The organism is Mesorhizobium erdmanii USDA 3471 (genome assembly GCF_000472705.1).
In the GTDB taxonomy this organism is placed as follows: domain Bacteria; phylum Pseudomonadota; class Alphaproteobacteria; order Rhizobiales; family Rhizobiaceae; genus Mesorhizobium; species Mesorhizobium erdmanii.
Genome location: NZ_AXAE01000016.1, coordinates 187,106 through 204,827 on the forward strand (window position 1 = coordinate 187,106; position 17,722 = coordinate 204,827).

At 63.9% G+C, this 17,722-nt stretch carries 13 protein-coding genes; 6 read left to right on the top strand and 7 right to left on the bottom strand.

Annotated elements, in window-relative coordinates:
• Nucleotides 1–26: 26 nt before the first annotated feature.
• Entirely contained in the window at nt 27–1,037 is a 1,011-nt protein-coding gene (locus A3AU_RS0113945; RefSeq protein WP_032917353.1) for an endonuclease/exonuclease/phosphatase family protein, read from the top strand.
• 69 nt (nt 1,038–1,106) lie between these two features.
• Here the strand turns inward: A3AU_RS0113945 and A3AU_RS0113950 are convergent, their stop codons facing one another.
• The 3 genes from A3AU_RS0113950 to A3AU_RS1000000138925 form a co-directional block, all read right to left on the bottom strand.
• Nucleotides 1,107–1,703 carry a DUF922 domain-containing Zn-dependent protease gene (locus tag A3AU_RS0113950; protein ID WP_027053386.1) on the bottom strand — a complete coding sequence of 199 codons (597 nt, stop codon included), beginning with the start codon at nt 1,701–1,703 and terminating at the stop codon, nt 1,107–1,109.
• Between the two features lie 89 nt (nt 1,704–1,792).
• On the bottom strand, nt 1,793–3,472 hold the full coding sequence (locus A3AU_RS0113955) for an electron transfer flavoprotein-ubiquinone oxidoreductase (protein ID WP_027053387.1): 1,680 nt from the start codon (nt 3,470–3,472) through the stop codon (nt 1,793–1,795).
• A gap of 63 nt (nt 3,473–3,535) precedes the next feature.
• Entirely contained in the window at nt 3,536–3,694 is a 159-nt protein-coding gene (locus tag A3AU_RS1000000138925) for a hypothetical protein (RefSeq protein ID WP_154674586.1), read from the bottom strand.
• On the opposite strand from A3AU_RS1000000138925, the gene A3AU_RS0113965 reads away from it, so the two are divergent.
• From A3AU_RS0113965 to A3AU_RS0113975, 3 genes are read left to right on the top strand one after another with little or no spacing between them, the layout of a single operon-like run.
• Nucleotides 3,693–4,337 carry a hypothetical protein gene (locus tag A3AU_RS0113965; RefSeq protein ID WP_027053388.1) on the top strand — a complete coding sequence of 215 codons (645 nt, stop codon included), beginning with the start codon at nt 3,693–3,695 and terminating at the stop codon, nt 4,335–4,337. The two genes, A3AU_RS1000000138925 and A3AU_RS0113965, sit on opposite strands and share 2 nt — an antisense overlap.
• 51 nt (nt 4,338–4,388) lie before the next feature.
• A complete protein-coding gene (locus A3AU_RS0113970; RefSeq protein ID WP_027053389.1) occupies nt 4,389–5,282 on the top strand; it encodes a uracil-DNA glycosylase in 894 nt (297 codons plus the stop codon).
• 48 nt (nt 5,283–5,330) lie between these two features.
• Nucleotides 5,331–6,137, top strand: a complete 807-nt coding sequence (locus tag A3AU_RS0113975) for a helix-turn-helix domain-containing protein (RefSeq protein WP_027053390.1) — start codon at nt 5,331–5,333, stop codon at nt 6,135–6,137.
• Between the two features lie 85 nt (nt 6,138–6,222).
• Here A3AU_RS0113975 and A3AU_RS0113980 read toward each other — a convergent pair whose 3' ends face one another.
• On the bottom strand, nt 6,223–7,200 hold the full coding sequence (locus A3AU_RS0113980; protein ID WP_027053391.1) for a DMT family transporter: 978 nt from the start codon (nt 7,198–7,200) through the stop codon (nt 6,223–6,225).
• 245 nt (nt 7,201–7,445) lie between these two features.
• On the opposite strand from A3AU_RS0113980, the gene pepN reads away from it, so the two are divergent.
• Together pepN and A3AU_RS0113990 are read left to right on the top strand one after the other, a co-directional pair.
• The gene (pepN, locus tag A3AU_RS0113985) at nt 7,446–10,091 is read left to right on the top strand and encodes an aminopeptidase N (protein WP_027053392.1); all 2,646 of its coding nucleotides are present in this window, start codon (nt 7,446–7,448) and stop codon (nt 10,089–10,091) included.
• Nucleotides 10,092–10,302: 211 nt separating this feature from the next.
• Nucleotides 10,303–12,624: a PAS domain-containing sensor histidine kinase gene (locus tag A3AU_RS0113990; RefSeq protein ID WP_027053393.1), complete on the top strand. Its 2,322-nt coding sequence runs from the start codon at nt 10,303–10,305 to the stop codon at nt 12,622–12,624.
• Between the two features lie 45 nt (nt 12,625–12,669).
• On the opposite strand, the gene A3AU_RS0113995 is transcribed toward A3AU_RS0113990, so the two are convergent.
• The 3 genes from A3AU_RS0113995 to A3AU_RS0114005 form a co-directional block, all read right to left on the bottom strand.
• Nucleotides 12,670–13,134 carry an EF-hand domain-containing protein gene (locus tag A3AU_RS0113995; RefSeq protein WP_032917357.1) on the bottom strand — a complete coding sequence of 155 codons (465 nt, stop codon included), beginning with the start codon at nt 13,132–13,134 and terminating at the stop codon, nt 12,670–12,672.
• 139 nt (nt 13,135–13,273) lie between these two features.
• Entirely contained in the window at nt 13,274–16,234 is a 2,961-nt protein-coding gene (locus A3AU_RS0114000) for a bifunctional [glutamine synthetase] adenylyltransferase/[glutamine synthetase]-adenylyl-L-tyrosine phosphorylase (protein ID WP_027053395.1), read from the bottom strand.
• Nucleotides 16,234–17,715 carry a sensor histidine kinase gene (locus tag A3AU_RS0114005; RefSeq protein ID WP_027053396.1) on the bottom strand — a complete coding sequence of 494 codons (1,482 nt, stop codon included), beginning with the start codon at nt 17,713–17,715 and terminating at the stop codon, nt 16,234–16,236. Before A3AU_RS0114005 ends, A3AU_RS0114000 begins: the two co-directional genes overlap by 1 nt.
• Nucleotides 17,716–17,722 lie beyond the last annotated feature (7 nt).

The window sequence follows — 17,722 nt, forward strand, 5'->3', positions numbered from 1 at the left end:
CAATGATGACAGGCGCGCGCTTGAACATGATGGCTGGGCTGGCATTCCTGGCGATGACGGCACTGTCGGCCGCGCTGTTGGCCGGGTTCTTCGGCACGCTGCATCCGGCATTCGATTCCTTCTCGCATTTTCGCATGCATTTCAGCGTGCTGATGGCGCTTCTGGCACTGCCGCTGCTCGCCAGCTCGTTTCGGCTGCAGGCGGCAGCGGGGTTGCTCTTTGCCATCGGCTGCCTGGCCACGACGGCAAGCGCCCTGCCCAGATTGTGGCCACAGCAGGCAGTCGCCAAACCGGGCGGTCAGATGACCTACAGCCTGCTGCAGATGAACCTGCGCTTCAACAACCCGACACCGAAGAAAGTACTTTCCCTGATCGGCCGCACCAATCCGGACGTGATTACCCTCGACGAAGTGTCTGGCATGTGGACGACAGAACTTGGCACCATCACCAGCGCCTACCCCTATCGTATTCTCTGCCCCTATCCGAACGGCATGTTCGGCGTGGCGCTGCTGTCGCGCCGGCCCTTCGTGGCCGACACGACACCACGCTGCGAGCCGCGTGGCGCGATGGCGACCGCGACCGTCGATTTCAACGGGATCGGCGTCGACGTCGCCGCTATCCATCTGAGCTGGCCGTGGCCGAAGGAGCAATACTGGCAGATCGGAGAACTGGCGCAAACATTGGCCGGGTTGGGCGGGACCGCGATCATGGCCGGCGATTGCAACGCGGTGCCGTGGAGTGCCGCCGTGCGGAGGGTAGCGGCTCTCGGCGGGCTGACGCTCATGCCTTCGGCCGGCCCGACCTGGATCCACCGGACGCTGCCCGACTTCCTGCGCCGCTACGCGGGCCTGCCGATCGACCAGGTGTTCAGCAAGGGCGGGTTGACGATCCTGTCTTCGAAGCGGCTCGAGGATACCGGCTCCGACCATCTGCCGGTGCTGGTCGAGTTCACCCTACGACCTGATGGCAAGCAGCCTGAGAATGGGCATACCACGGCGCTCGCCGCGAGCGACTCGTCATTGAAGCCGCAGGGCTGACGCGTCAATCGAGCGAAGCCCGCACCCCATGGCACCGCGAAGCGTTGCGATGGCAAGGAGATTGCGGGTTCATGGTTTTCCGACCAGGGCGGCGATCAGATGCTCGACATGGCCGCCATCGCCGTGCTCGCGCCGATCGAAGGCGATTTGCTTGGCCTCGTATTCGGCATAGACGGTGCGAATGCGAAGCCGCGCCTCGCGGCGCGTCTTGGAGCAGGACGGGTCGTTGGCGACCCGGAGGCCCATTATCGACTTTTCCGTGGCGCGCATCATCTCCCTGGCGATGCGCCCATGTGTCTCCTCATGGGCGCGAACACCGGCGAAAAACCTGTTCCAGCGCCTTTTCAGCGCCGGCGTCACGGGCGAAGCAATTCGCGGGAATGTGTAGGAAAGGTTGAGCGTACCGTTGGCCTGCCGGATCCGGCAGAAGCCGTTGCTCTCAGCGGCGTCAAGGTCCCAGTCGACGGTGTAGGCGGTCGTGGCGATGGCGCGCGTCATGAAGCCGTGCCTGGGGCCTTTGCTGTCCATGGCTTCGACGAGGGCCGCACCCGAGCTTCCCGCAATGTCGTAGGTCCGCGTCTGTACCACTGCCCTGGTCCCGGCCACGGCCTCCGGCGCGCACAGCGCCCCAATGGCGACGAGGCATGTCAGAACGATCCGGCGCATCGGCCTTTCTCCCTATCCCAGAGAAGGAACCATAGACCGGGCGCCGTTTCAACGGCTCTGCTGGCCTGCATGCCCTCGCGGGATTCCGGTCACATGCCCTGGTAGACCGGCCCCTCGCCACCCTGCGGCGGCACCCAGTTGATGTTCTGGTTCGGATCCTTGATGTCGCATGTCTTGCAGTGGACGCAGTTCTGCGCGTTGATGACGAAGCGCACATCCTTCGCCGCCGGATCGGCGGCGGCGTTGCCGTCCTTGTCGACCCATTCATAGACGCCTGCCGGGCAATAGCGCGTCGAAGGCCCGGCAAAGACATCGTGCTCGGACCGCTGCTGCAATGCCATGTCGCCGACCAACAGGTGAACCGGCTCGTTTTCCTCGTGATTGGTGTTGGACAGGAACACCGAGGACAGCCGATCGAAGGTCAGCACGCCATCCGGCTTCGGGTAGGCGATCTTCTTGTGCTGGGCGGCGGGTTCGAGCGTGGCATAGTCGGCCTTGCCGTGCTTGAGCGTGCCGAAGGGCGAGACGCCGAACAGCGTGTTCAGCCACATGTCGAGGCCGCCGAGGCCGACGCCGACGATGGTGCCGAAGCGCGACCACAACGGCTTGACGTTGCGAACCTTCTTCAAATCCTTGCCGATGTCGGTCGCGCGCCAGGCCTCTTCGTAGGAGGTGAGCTCGTCATTGGCGCGGCCGGCGGCAATTGCTTCACTGACATGCTCGGCCGCCAGCATTCCCGACAACACCGCATTGTGGGAGCCCTTGATGCGCGGCACGTTGACGAAGCCCGCCGCGCAGCCCATCAGCGCGCCACCGGGGAAGGATAGTTTCGGCACCGACTGCCAGCCACCCTCGGTGATGGCACGCGCACCATAGCCCAGGCGCTTGGCGCCTTCGAACGTGCCCGATATCGCCGGGTGGGTCTTGAAGCGCTGGAATTCCTCGAACGGCGACAGATAGGGGTTCTTGTAATTGAGGTGGAGCACGAAGCCGACCGCCACCTGATTGTCCTCGAGATGGTAGAGGAAGGAGCCGCCTCCGGTCTTCATGTCGAGCGGCCAGCCGAAGGAATGCTGGACCAGGCCCGGCTTGTGGTTTTCCGGCTTGACCTGCCAGAGTTCCTTGAGGCCGATGCCGTATTTGCCCGGCTCGCGACCGTCCGAGAGCTTGTACCTGGCGATCAGCTGCTTGGCGAGCGAGCCGCGCGCGCCTTCGCCGATCAGCACGTATTTCCCCATCAGCGCCATGCCCGGTGCGAAGCCTGGGCCGTGCGTTCCGTCCTTCTCGACGCCCATGTCGCCGGTGACGACGCCCGTGACGGAGCCTTGTTCATTGTAGAGCAGGCCTGCGGCGGCAAAACCCGGATAGATCTCGACGCCAAGCGCCTCGGCCTTGGTGGCCAGCCAGCGGCAGACATTGCCGAGCGAGACGATGTAGTTGCCATGATTGTTCATCAGCGGCGGCATCAATATGTTGGGCAGGCGGAACGAGCCGGCAGGGCCGAGCACCAGGAAATGATCCGCCGTGACCGGTGTCTTGAAAGGGTGACCTTCCTCCTCGCGCCAGCCAGGCAGAAGCCGGTCGATGCCGATCGGATCGACGACGGCGCCGGAAAGGATATGGGCGCCGACCTCGCCGCCCTTTTCCAGCACGACGACGGAAAGCTCGGGATTTACCTGCTTGAGGCGGATGGCCGCGGCGAGGCCGGCCGGACCGGCGCCGACGATGACCACGTCGAATTCCATGCTTTCGCGTTCGATGTCGCTCATCAACCCCTCCGCACTGGCTTGCGCTGTTCGCGTATCTTGCTGGCTCCTGCGCTGCATAGCGCATCAATTGGCGACAGGAAACCGGCGCAGACGTGACAATGCGGATTTGGCCAAAAAGTCGCGCATCTTGCGGCAGGACAGCCGTTTGCGCCCAGCCAGACCGGCCGCGTCTACGTTTTTCAATTGTTTGGCGGCTTGCTTATCGGCCATACTTCCCGCCATGCGCATTCCTGGCCCTGCCGGCTTTTCTTCGACGCGCTTTCCTTTCCCGCCCGGCCTGGCCTGCCGGGGGGTTCTTCTGGCACTTCTGACGGTGGCACCGGGTCACGCCAGCGGGGACCCGGTGAAAGTCTGGGCGACAGGTGCCTACACCTTCTCCGACGAGCTCGGCGGCTTCCGCGTCACCGGAGCCTCCGGCATCGGAACCAAGGACGATCCGCTGGTCATCACCGAAGAGTTGAATTCGGCGACACCGGTGACGCTAACCATCCGCACCACCAAGCCGATCCAGGCATTCGGCAAGGCTGGCGAGTTCGCCAACGGCATCATGTATATGCGCATCGACGTGCTCAACAACAGCGGCCAGGCCTGGATCGAATTCCAGTTCGAGCTGCAGGAGATCTTGAATCAGCCGAGCGTGTTCGGGGACGGGCTTTCGTTCGACCAGCGCAACAAGACACCGGAAAATATCTGGTCGAGCAATTTCGCCGATTTCGACCGGGAGTTCGAACCTTATGACCGGCTTCTGTTCAAGAACGGCAAGGTCGATCCGAAGAAGACCGCCAGTTTCGAGTTCCTGATGACCGATTATACGCCGCGATGGACGTTCTATCTGGTGCAGGATCCACGCATACCAACGGGATAGGGCAAGCGGCCAGCCTTGCAAATTGCGGTCATGCGGACGAATGTGCGCGCCATGACTGCCGCTTCCCCCAACAGCCCGACCGAAATTGCCGACATCCTGGCTTTCTATGCCAGCGCCGGCGTCGATGAGGCGCTGGAAGACGCGCCGGTGAACCGCTTCGCCGAGGCGGCGCCCAGGCCTGTCGAGCGCGCCCCCGCGCCGGTGGCGCCGCCTCGCGAAGAGCCACCTCGCGAAGATAGGGCGCCGGAGCGGCCAGCAGCATCGCCCGGATTGGACGCAAGCAAGGTGCCGGATGCGCCAGCGCGCACCGTATCCGCCGCCATACCCGACGAGGCGCAGGCCGCGCTTGCCCGGCAATTGGCGACAAGCGCCTCCACGCTCGAAGAGCTGCGACAGCACATGGCTGCCTTTGACGGCTGCAATCTCAAGGCCACCGCCAAGAACCTAGTGTTCGCCGACGGCAACCCGGAGGCAGCGGTCATGCTGGTGGGCGAAGCGCCGGGCCGCGATGAGGACATCGAGGGGCTGCCCTTCGTCGGCCGCTCCGGCCGGCTGCTCGACCGCATGCTGGCCGCGATCGGGCTCGACCGCACTTCGGTCTACATCGCCAACGTCATTCCATGGCGGCCGCCGGGCAATCGCACGCCGACGCCGCACGAGACGGAAATCTGCCGGCCGTTCATCGAGCGGCAGATAGAACTGGTCAATCCCAAGGTCTTGGTCAACCTGGGTGGCCCATCGGCCAAGACCCTTCTCAACACCTCCGAGGGCATTTTGCGGCTGCGTGGAAACTGGCGTGTCCACACCACGGCCTCGGGCATCGCCATTCCGGCCATGCCGACACTGCATCCGGCCTATTTGCTGCGAACGCCGGCACACAAGAAGCTGGCATGGCGGGATTTTCTCGAGGTGAAGGCGAAGCTGGGGGCATTGAGCCAGCCATGACCTCGCAGGTAATTGAAATGCCTTTGCTGCCGGCCTAACCATTTGCCCATGACCATCTCCCAGACTTCCGCTGGCGGGCTTATTCGCGAATGGCGCACGCGACGCCGCATGAGCCAGCTCGACCTCGCCATGGAAGCCGAGATTTCGCAGCGGCATCTGAGTTTCGTCGAAAGCGGGCGCGCCGCGCCCTCGCGCGACATGGTGCTGCATCTGGCCGAGCAGCTTTCGATCCCGCTGAGGCAACGCAATCAATTGCTGCTGGCTGCCGGCTTTGCGCCGAGTTTCAGCGAACGACCGCTCGGCGATGCGACGCTGGCGCCGGCGATGGCTGCGGTCGAGATCGTGCTCAAGGGGCATGAGCCCTTCCCGGCGCTAGCGGTGGACCGGCACTGGAACCTGGTTTCGGCGAATGCCGCGATCGCTCCTTTCCTCGCCGATGTCAGCGAGGCTTCGCTGCTTCAGCCGCCGGTCAACGTGCTTCGCCTCTCCCTGCACCCCGGCGGCGTCGCACCGCGCATCGTCAATCTCGCGGAATGGCGCACGCATCTGTTCGAGCGCCTCAAGCACCAGAACGACGCCAGCGGCGATCCGGTTCTGGTCGAACTGGAGCGCGAGTTGCGCGGCTATCCGTCCGGCCTCAAGGGCAGCAGGCCGACACCCGTCGAGCCGAATGCCATCGTTCATCCGCTCAGGCTTGCCCATGGCGATCAGGTGCTGTCCTTCATCAGCACCATCACCGTGTTCGGCACGCCGCTCGACGTCACCTTGTCGGAACTGGCGATCGAGTCGTTTTTTCCGGCCGACGACCAGACCCGCTCGGTGCTGGTGCGGCTGGCGAAGGAGCGAGCCATCTAGCCTGCCCGGCCCTTCGCTTCGCTCCGGGCGTTCGTCGTTCGGAAAGCCAAGCAATTGGCTTCCCGTCCGCTGCGCGGACCTCTCCTCACCCTTCCGGCAGCGTCGCCTTGCGCGTTCGGGTGCGCTCCAGGCCGAGTTGCCGCTCGCGCCAGATGATGAAGATGCCGGCGGCCACCACGATCATACCGCCGACCAAGGTGTTGAACGAGGTCACGTCGCCGAAAACGAGATAGCCGACGACGACGCCGAGGATCATCGACGTGTATTCGAACGGCGCCACCACCGACGCCTCGGCATGGCGATAGGCCGAGGTCATCAGGATCTGGCCGAGACCGCCGCAGAACCCGGCCATGACGAGCAGCACGGCCTGCACCGACGTCAGCGATTGCCAGCCGAAAGGCAGCGTCAGCAGCGAGAGCACGCTCGCAGTCGACGAGAACCACAGCACGATGGTTGCCGTCCTCTCCGTTTGCACGAGATTGCGCACAAGCAGCATGGCGACAGCCGAGATCGCCGCCGCCACCAGCGCGGCCATGACGCCCAGAACCTCCTGGTCGTCCAGCCCTTCATCAGAGTTGAGCAGGGTCAATTCCGGCCAGGAAATGATGAGCACGCCGACGAGGCCGACGGCGACGGCACTCCAGCGATAGACGCGAATCGTCTCGCCAAGGAAGACCGAGGAGAAAACCACGACCAGAAGCGGCTGTGCATAATTCAAGGTGATCGCTTCCGGCAGCGGCAGCCTGGTGAGCGCAAAGAAGCCAAGCCCCATGGCGCCGACGCCAACGATGCCGCGCGCGACGTGGTTGAAAGGGCGCTTGGTGACGAATGCCGTCGCCAGCTGTCCCTTCAATGACAGGAAGGCAATGATCGGGAAGATGGCGAAGAAGGAGCGGAAGAAGACGATCTGCCCGGCTGGCACGTCGCCGGCCGCCTTGATGCAGGTTTGCATGCCGACAAAAACCGCCACCGACACGATCTTCAGGGCGATGCCCCTCAGCGTACCGTGACCGCCGGGGTCGTCGCCGGCCACTTCTTGTTTCGCCCCCGATCCTGTTGTCACGCAGGCGATGCCCGCATTTCGACACACCAAACGCCGCAGGCACGCCGCCGCACGGAAGCGCCGATGCCGAATTTCGCTGTGACGACGGTCATCGCTGCCTCGTGAGGATGTGGTGAAGGAACGCCTGAAATAGGCATCGGCTGAGTTTTGTCGAGGGACCGTTTCGTGTAAAGAGCGCGGACTTCAAATTTCTTGGACCAGCGGGACCATCCGCGTCCAACGCAATCGACAGGAAAAACCAGGGAATGCGCACGGACACCGGCCAGGTCTTCAAGCTCGAAGACTATCGCCCTAACGATTACCTCATTCCGCTGACCAACCTCACCTTCCGCCTTTCGCCTGAGGCCACAATCGTCACCGCAGTACTGACGATCGAGCGTCGCGACGGCATATCCGCGGCGGCGCCAGTGGTGCTCGATGGTGACGGGCTGACGCTCAGGCGCGCCGAGATCGACGGCAAGAAGGCAAAACCGGCCGATCTCAAGGTGACACCTGACCAACTGACCATTCTCAAGCCGCCCTCCGCGCACCGTTTCCAACTGCTGATCGAGACCGAACTGGCGCCAGCCGGCAACGAAGCGCTGATGGGCCTCTACCGCTCGAACAATGTCTATTGCACGCAATGCGAGGCAGAAGGCTTTCGCCGCATTACCTATTTCCTCGATCGCCCCGATATCCTGTCCGTCTACACCGTGCGCATCGAGGCGCTGCGTGACGAGGCACCGCTGCTCCTGTCCAACGGCAATCCGGTCGACAAGGGCGATCTCGGGGACGGCTGGCACTATGCCGGATGGCACGACCCCTTCCCCAAGCCGTCCTATCTGTTCGCGCTGGTGGCCGGCAATCTCGGCCAGGTCGCCGACAGTTTCGTCACAATGAGCGGCCGCGAGGTCGAACTCGGCATCTATGTCGAGCGCGGCAAGGAGAATCTCGCCGGCTACGCAATGGACGCGCTGAAGCGGTCGATGCGATGGGACGAGGAGGCTTTTGGCCGTGAATACGACCTCGACGTCTTCAACATCGTCGCCGTTTCCGACTTCAACATGGGCGCGATGGAGAACAAAGGCCTCAACATCTTCAACGACAAATATGTGCTGGCCGACCAGGAGACCGCGACGGACGCCGATTTCGCCAATATCGAGGCGATCATCGCGCATGAATATTTCCACAATTGGACAGGCAACAGAATCACTTGCCGGGACTGGTTCCAGCTTTGCCTCAAGGAAGGCCTGACGGTCTTCCGCGATCACGAATTCTCCGCCGACCAGCGCTCGCGCGCGGTCAAACGCATCGCCGAAGTGCGCACGCTGCGCGCTCATCAGTTTCCGGAAGATCAAGGTCCCCTGGCGCATCCGGTGCGGCCGCGCCGCTACCGCGAGATCAACAATTTCTACACGGCGACCGTCTACGAAAAGGGCTCCGAAGTGGTGCGCATGATCCGCACCATCCTCGGAGCAGAAGCCTTTCGCGCCGGCATGGACCTCTATTTCGAGCGCCATGACGGCGAGGCGGCGACGATCGAGGATTTCATCAAGGTGTTCGAGGACGCCTCGGGACGCGACCTGTCGCAGTTCGCGCTCTGGTATCATCAAGCGGGCACGCCCAACCTGACGGTCAGTTCGACGCACAATGCGGCGGCGCAGGAATTCACGCTCGAGATCGAGCAGTCGGTGCCGCCGACACCCTCCGAGAGCCGCAAGCGGCTGATGCATATCCCGCTTGCCTTCGGCCTGATAGGCGCCAACGGCAAGCCTGTCGCGTATAGCGGCGTCGAGGGCGCCAGTGTCGAGGATGGCGTCATCCATATCCGCAAGCGTCGCCACATGGTCCGTTTCTCGGGCGTCGCCGAACGTCCGGCCGTGTCGCTCAACCGTGGCTTCTCGGCGCCTGTGACGCTGTCGGTCGAGCAGAAGGCCGACGACCAGTTCTTCCTCGCCCGCCACGACGGCGATGCCTTCTCGCGCTGGCAAGCCTTCAACACGCTGCTCACCGATGTGCTGATCGCTGGCTTTCGCGATATCCTTGACGGCAAGCAGCCGGTCTTCGCGACGCGGCTGACCGAGCTTGCCGGCAATATCGCCGCCGACGAGACGCTGGAGCCCGCCTACCGGGCGCTGGCGCTGGCGCTCCCCGGCGATGCCGACGTCGCCCGCGACATCGGCAGGAATATCGATCCCGACGCCATCCACGCGGCACGCGAGGCACTGGCGCTGGCGATCGCCACGGCGAACCGGGAATCCTTCGCGCGGTTGTACGATCGCATCGCGGACAAGGCTGCGTTCAGCCCGGACGCGACAAGTGCCGGACGACGCGCCCTGCGCAACACTTTGCTGGACTATCTCTCGCTGTTGCCAGGCGGAGCGGCATTGGCCGCGGCGCATTTCCAATCGGCGACGAACATGACCGACCGTGCGTCGGCGCTTGGCGCGCTCGCGCATCGCCACCACGGTTCGCCGGAGGCAAGCCAGGCGCTGGCGGCTTTCGCCAGCAAGTACGCTTCCAACCCGCTGGTCATGGACAAATGGTTCCAGATCCAGGCCAGCGTGCCAGGGCCGCAGGCCGTGGACACGGTTCGGGCGCTGACTGCTCATGCTGCCTTCTCGATGGCCAATCCAAACCGGGTGCGCTCGTTGATCGGCACCTTCGCCAGCGCCAACCAGACCGGCTTCCACCGTGCCGACGGCGAAGGCTACCGGTTCTTCGCGCAAACGGTGCTCGAGGTCGAAAAGCGCAATCCGCAGGTGGCGGCAAGGCTGGCGACGGCACTCAGATCATGGCGTTCGCTCGAACCGGGCAGGCAGGGCAAGGCCCGCGAAGCGCTGCTTTCTATCGCCAGCGCCGAAAACCTGTCGGCGGATCTGCGCGATATTGTCGAGCGCACGCTGGCGTAACCATTCCCTGGCCTTCTCCCCCGCGGGGGAAGGCCGAGGCACCGCAGCTCCAAAAGCTCATTATTTTAGTCGATTTTTAATCTTTTTTCGCCGGACCACTGGACAAGGCGAATCACCTTTGATTCTTTAATGGCGATTCGGACGTGCGGTGTTGCCGGATCACCAAGCACACAGAAATGCGGGCATACTGAAAAATCGGGGAGTGCCATTTATGGCGAAGGCGGACGCGTGGGGCGCGCCCGGTGGGATGGCTTTTGCGCGCCGCGAGACGCGCGGCGACGGCCTTGCCGGGAATACGCGGCTCATTGCCGAACCGACCTACAAGCGGCTTCTGGCCGCAGAGCCGCTGCTGCGCCGGTCGATACCGGCCCTCATCATCATCTTCCTGATCGTCATCGCGGCGCTGCGCGTGCTGTCGCTGATGAACGAGCGCGACGATGTCGAGCGCGATGCCAAGGCGATCCTGATGCTGGCGGCGGGCCAACTGGCCAGTTCGCTGGCCACAACCTCGGATACGGTGCCCGGCGCCATTCAGGATCTGTTGGAGACCACCAGCCGCCAGGGTGCGATGGGTCGAAGCCACGTGCTCGTCATCACCGACAGCGCCTTCAAGATCACCGCCGTGACGCCGCGCTCGATGCCGTGGCAAGGCCATTCGCTCGACGGCCTCGTCGAGGGCGGCCAACCCCTGTTCATGTTCGGCGACCGCGCAGGTGTCATGGACGTCAATATCGGCGGCCAGGACTGGTACGCGGCGGTCAGCGTGGCCAAGGATCGGAAGGGAGCCGCGGCGGCTCTGGTGCCGCAGGAAGCGGTCTTCGATACATGGCGCAAGACCGTCTCGCTGAACGTCACCCTGTTCGTGCTGACGGCCGGCGTGCTGATCATCATCCTCTACGCCTATTTCGGACAGGCGGCACGTGCGCAGGCAGCCGATCGCATCTACCTCGAAGCGCATCAGCGCATCGACATGGCCCTGGTGCGCGGCCGCTGCGGCCTGTGGGACTGGGATATGGTGCGCGGCAAGATGTACTGGTCGCGCTCGATGTATGACATGCTGGGCTACGAGCCCTGCGAGACCATGCTGTCCTTCGGCGCGGTCGACGAGATCATCCATCCCGAAGACGGCGACCTGTTCGAACTCGCCAACAAAATCGTCGCCCGCGAGATCGACCACATCGACCAGGTGTTCCGGATGCGGCATGCCGATGGTCAATGGGTGTGGATGCGCGCCCGTGCGCAGGTCATGGATCCGGAAGCGCCGGAGATACAACTGATCGGCATCGCCGTCGACGTCACCGAGCAGCGCCATCTGGCGCTGCGTTCCGAGGCGGCCGATCTTCGCCTCAGGACCGCTATCGAGAACATCAACGAATCCTTCGTGCTGTGGGATTCGGCGCAGCGCCTGATCATGTGCAACTCCAAATACCAGCAGGACAACGGACTCTCGGATCGCGACGTCATGCCGGGTGTGACGCGCGCTTCGCTGGAAGAGCGGATGCTTGCCTTTGCTTCCGAGCGCCGGCTTGCCAACACCAATGGTCCGCAAGGCGGCGCCACTTTCGAGCGGCAACTGTCCGACGGCCGCTGGCTGCAGGTCAACGAGCTCAGGACCAGGGACGGCGGCATCGTCTCGGTTGGGTCCGACATCACCCAGATCAAGCTGCATCAGGAAAAGCTGGTCGACAGCGAACGCAGGCTGATGGCAACGATCCATGATCTCAGCCTCGCCAGGCGCTCCGAAGAAGAGCGCTCCAGCGAATTGGTCGACCTCAACCGCAAATACATGAAGGAAACCGAGCGCGCCGAGGCGGCGAACCGGGCGAAATCCGAATTCCTGGCCAACATGTCGCATGAACTGCGCACGCCGCTGAACGCCATCATCGGCTTCTCCGAACTGATGGAACAGGGGCTGTTCGGCCCGCTGGGGTCGGAGCGCTACGAGGAGTACGCCACCGACATCAACAGCAGCGGCAAATACCTGCTCGGCGTCATCAACGACATTCTCGACATGTCCAAGATCGAAGCCGGCCAGTTCTCACTGGACCAGGAACAGATCGACCTCGGTCCGCTGATCAGCGAGACGGTCCGCGTCGTCTCGCTGCAGGCCGCGCAGAAGGCAATCACCGTGGAAACGCGCATCGCCGAGGCGCTCACTTTGTTCGCCGATCGCCGCGCCATCAAGCAGATCGTCATCAACCTCCTGTCCAACGCGGTAAAATTCACCGGCCAGGGTGGCCACATATCGGTCAGGGCCCGCAACACATCGGGGGCGCTGGTGCTGACCATCGAGGACAATGGCTGCGGTATTCCGAAAGCGGCACTCGGCAAGCTTGGACGGCCCTTCGAACAGGTACAGAACCAGTTTTCCAAGAACCACGCCGGATCGGGCCTTGGCCTCGCCATATCGCGCTCGCTGGCCGAGCTTCAGGGCGGTGCGCTGAAGATCCGTTCGACCGAAGGCGTCGGTACGATCGTGTCGGTGCGCATTCCCGTGAAGAAGGCGACGCCGGCGGTCAAGGTCGCGGCTTGAACGACAGGCTCCGAGCGACGCCGCCGGAGCCCGAATCAATCGATCCTACTGCATGTCGCCCTCGTCATCCGATTGATGGCCAAGGCGGCCGCCCTTCGGCAGTTCGCTCTTTTCGATCTTGCCGTCATTGTTCTTGTCGAGCATGGCGAAGATCTTCTTCTCGCGACCGGCGATGTCATCGGTCGTTAGCGTACCGTCGCCCCTGGTGTCGTAGCGGGCGATGATGCGCCTGGCCATGCGTTCGAAACGCGCCTTCTCCAGCGCATCGGCCAGTTGAGCGACGGTCAGCCTGCCGCCATTGTCGGCAACGAGTTTCTTCAGCCGGGCGTCGATCGCGTCGGAGAACTGGTCGAAGGTGATGGCGCCATCGGAATCGCTCATCGCCTTGTCGAGGCGGGCCATCATGCCCTCGCGCATTCTCGCGCTGGCATTGTTTTCGGCATAGGCGGTGGTGCCGACGGCGCCGGCGAGCGCGGCGAAGGCAAGGGCAAGCTTGGTTGACTTTCTCATGGTCTTCTCCTGTTGCATCGTCACCCCCGATGCGAGAGCGGCGGATCTTCGATCCTGTTGCCGCCCTATCTCTTTGTTCGAGCATCGGATCTTCCCAAAACCCGTTTCCACTTTTGGGTCCGATGCTTCGACAGCTATCTCACTGCTGTCCGGCACGAAGCAGAAGGTCAAAGTCCTTCCTGACCTTCTGCGACGTCTCCTTGAGGTGTGCTTCGAGCACACCGAAATCCGGCAGGTCGGTCACCGCCAGAAGCAGATCTGAAAGCCCCGGCGGAACGTCGTCGCGCTCGAACGGTCCAGTGAGGCAGAGCCTCGTCATCTGGGTCAGCGCCAGATAGAGCGTATAAGCATCGCCGAGGTCGTGCTTGACCCCGGCATCGGCGAAGCGAGGCGCCAGGCGAGACAGGATTTCTGCCGTACTGGTGGCGCGCGGCCCGGCCTCGACCTCTCCGGTGATGACAGCCACCTGGGCGACGAATTCGAGATCGATCAGGCCTCCGGGGATCAGCTTGATGTCCCAGAGGTCGCGCGGCGGCTTTTCCTGTTCGATCATGGCCCGCATGTCTCGGGCCTCCGCCTTGACCTTCGCGGCATCGCGCGGCTGGCCAAGCACCGTCACAACCTCCGCCTCGACCTCGCTGCACAGGCCGGCGTCGCCGGCGATGGCGCGCGCGCGCGACAGCGCCATGTGCTCCCAGGTCCACGCCTCCTGGCGCTGGTACTTCTTGAAGGCATCGATATGGGTCGCCACCGGTCCCTTGTTGCCGGATGGGCGCAGCCGCAGGTCCAGTTCGTAGAGCACGCCTTCCGCCGTCGGCGCCGATACGGCCGAGATCAGCCGCTGCGTCATGCGGGTATAGTAATGCGAAGGCGCCAGCGGCCTTTCACCGTCGGAGTCCTCGGCGTCGGCGTCATGGTCATAGAGCAGGATGAGGTCGACATCCGAACCCGCGGTCAATTCGCGGCTGCCGAGCTTGCCCATGCCGAGCAGCGAAACCACGCCGCCCGCGATCGAGCCATGGCGCGCCGCGAATTCGGCCGTCACCGCCCGCAACGCCGCCCGGATGGTGAGATCGGCGAGATCGGAGAAGGCGCGGCCGGCACGGGCCGGATCGATCGAGCCGGCGAGCAGCCGCACGCCGATCAGGAATTTCTGCTCGGAGGCAAAAATGCGCAGCCGGTCAAGCACCTCCTCATAGGCTCTGTCGCCTTCGAGGAAGGCCGAAAGCCGCGCCGAGAGATAGGCACGATCAGGAAGTTCGGTCAGCAAAGCGGGGTCGAGCAAGCCATCGAAAACATGCGGCCGGCGCGTGATGATCGCCGCCAGCCGGGGTGCGGCGCCCATGATCGTCGCCATCAGCTTGAGCAGTGCCGGGTTGGACTGCAGCAGCGAAAACAGCTGGATGCCGGCCGGCAGGCCGGCGAGGAATTCGTCGAAACGGACCAAGGCCTCGTCCGCCCGGCGCGTCTGGCCGAACGCCTTGAGCAGCGCCGGGGTCAATTCCGTCAGCCGTTCGCGCGCCTCCGCCGACTGGGTGACCCGGTAACGTCCGAAATGCCAGCCACGGATGACGCGGCAGATATCGCTTGGCCGCTGGAAGCCGAGGCGGTGCAGGGTCTGCAGCGTGTCGGGATCGTCGACATCGCCGGTGAAGACCAGATTGCCGATGCCCGCCGAAAGCTCGGGCGCGGTTTCGAAAAGCGCCGCATAGTGGCGTTCGACCTGCTGCAGCGAGGCGCGGAACGTGAGAGAAAAGGCAGCCGCATCGGCAAAACCCAGCATGCGGGCAATGCGCGCCAGCCCTTCATCGTCTTCCGGCAGCGTATGCGTCTGCTCGTCGGCCACCATCTGGATGGCGTGCTCGACACGACGCAGGAACCAGTATTGGCGGGCGAGCGCATCACGTGCCTCGGTGGTGATCCAGCCGCGCGCGGCAAGCTGGCCGAGCATCGGCACGGTTTCGCGGCCGCGCAGTTCCGGAAAGCGGCCGCCGGCGATGAGCTGCTGGGTCTGGACGAAGAACTCGATCTCGCGGATGCCGCCGCGGCCGAGCTTGACGTTGTGGCCTTTCACGGCGATCTCGCCATGACCCTTGTGGGCGTGGATCTGGCGTTTGATCGAATGGACGTCGGCAATTGCCGCATAGTCCATGTATTTGCGCCAGATATAGGGCTGCAACTCCTTGAGGAAGGCGGCGCCCGCGGCAAGATCGCCGGCCACCGGACGGGCCTTGATCATCGCCGCACGTTCCCAGTTCTGGCCACGCGCTTCGTAGTAGCGTAGCGCGGCTTCGACAGGGATCGCCAGTGGCGTCGAACCGGGATCGGGGCGCAGCCGCAGATCGGTGCGGAAGACATAGCCGTGCTCGGTGCGGTCCTGCAGGATGCGCACCAGCCGCCGCGTCAGCCGTGAAAACAGTTCGGTGGCGTCGAGAGGGTCGACCACGGCGGGCGCTTCCGGATCGAAGAAGACGACAAGATCGATGTCGGAGGAGAAATTCAGCTCATACGCGCCAAGCTTGCCCATGCCGAGCAGAATCCAGCCCGATTGCCGCGACGGGTTATCGAGATCCGGCAGTTCGAGCTTGCCCTGGCCATGCGCGTCGCGCAGCAGGAAGTCGACCGCCGCACGAGTGCAGGCGTCGGCAAGATCGCTCAGCCGCCGTACCGTCATCGATGTTTCCGCCTCACCGGCGAGATCGGCCAAAGCGATCAGGAAATGCGCCTCGGCCTTGCACTGGCGCAGCTCCATCATCAGGCCGGATTCCGAAACCGTTTCAGCTAACGGGGCTTGATCGATGGCGGTGGTGATCGCTTCCAGGCGAGCCTCGACCGGCTGGTCGAAAAGGGCATCCAGGATCCGCGGCCGGCGCCGCGCGGTGTCACGCAGGAAGGGTGAAAGGTCGAAGACGGCGGCGAGGAAATCCTGGCGGTCCCCCTTGCCGCCCAGGAACTTGGCCAGCCGTGTCAACCCTTCTTCGCGTGCCGCCGCTGCGACTTCGGCCAGTTCCTGCCGTGCCCGTCCGTCGTCGAGAGGGGCAAGCCCAATCGCCGGTTTTAGCAGCCAGTCCGTGAGCGTCAACTTCGCAGCCGCGGCCATCAGTGATCCTCCCGTGCGGGGAAACTCATGACCACGGATAGTCCCGGATTGCCAGGCAAGAGATCAAGCCTTCCATAGTGGAAGGTCATGACCGCCTTGGCGAGGCTGAGGCCAAGGCCGGAGCCCGGCTGCGAACGGCTCTTCTCCAGCCGCACGAAACGCTCGGTTGCCCGGGCGCGATCGGCATCGTCGGGAATGCCCTGGCCGTTGTCGGCGACACAAAGCCTGATCTCGCCATGCATCCGCTCGAGCGTCACGCGAACCGCCGGCTTGGACGTGGAGTCGATCGAATATTTGATCGCATTGTCGACGATGTTGGACAGCGCCTGGCCGATCAGCTCACGGTTGCCGTCGACGAGAAAAGCACCATTCACTTCGGCTTCCAGCGAAACGCCAGCCTCTTCCGCCACCGGCTCGTAGAGCTCGACGACATCACGCACGGCCGCCGCCAGATCGACGCGGTTGGTGTGTTCGGACGAATATCCGGCCTCGAGCCGGGAGATCATCAGGATGGCGTTGAAGGTCTTTATCAGCTGGTCGGACTCGGTGATGGTGCCTTCGAGCGCCTGGCGATAGTCGGCGGGCTTGTGCTTGCCGGAAAGTGTCGCTTCGGCACGGTTGCGCAGCCGGGTCAGCGGCGTCTTCAGATCATGCGCGATGTTGTCGGAGACCTGCTTCAGACCTTCGTTGAGCGTGGCGATCCTGGCCAGCATGGAATTGAGGTTTTCCGAGAGCCGGTCGAACTCGTCGCCGGCGCCGGTCACCGGCAGCCGGCCCGAGAGATCACCGCCCATGATGCGGCGGCTGGCCTCCGACACGCTGTCGATGCGCTTCAGCGCGGCACGGCCGACAAAGAACCAGATCAGCAGTCCGCCGAGCCCCATCATGCCGAGCGCCAGCATCAGCGCCCGGCGGATGACGGCGCGAAAGCGCTCCGGTTCGCCAAGATCGCGGCCGACCAGCATGATCATCTGGTTGGGCAGCCGCAGCACCAGCGCAATGGCGTTGTGACCCTTCTCGCCTTCGGCCTGCGGCGCCGCGTTGTCGCCAGTTGCGGGAGGCGACGTCTGGTCGGACGTTCCGCTGCGAAGGCGTTCGAGCTCGCCTTCACCGAAGCGCTTGTAGGAAAACGGCTCGGTCGTCCAACCCTCGGTGTCGATCACCCCCGGCGCCAGGCTCTGCACGTTGCCGGTCAGGATCTGGCCATTGGCATCAGCGATCAGATAGAGGTTGGCACCAGGCTGACGGGAGCGGTTTTCGACCACGCGCACCAGCACCGGCAGGCCACCACGCTGATAGGCGCGGGCAAGACCGAGCACTTCGTCGTTGATGGTCTCTTGCGTCTGCGCCGTCAGCATGCGCGCCGACAGCGAGGTCATGTAGAAGACCAGCAACACGGCGCAGAGCGCGAAGAGCAGAAGGTAGAGCGCCGAAAGCCGCGCTGCCGTCGTCTTCATGATGGCCGGCACGGAAAGAGCCATGCTGTCG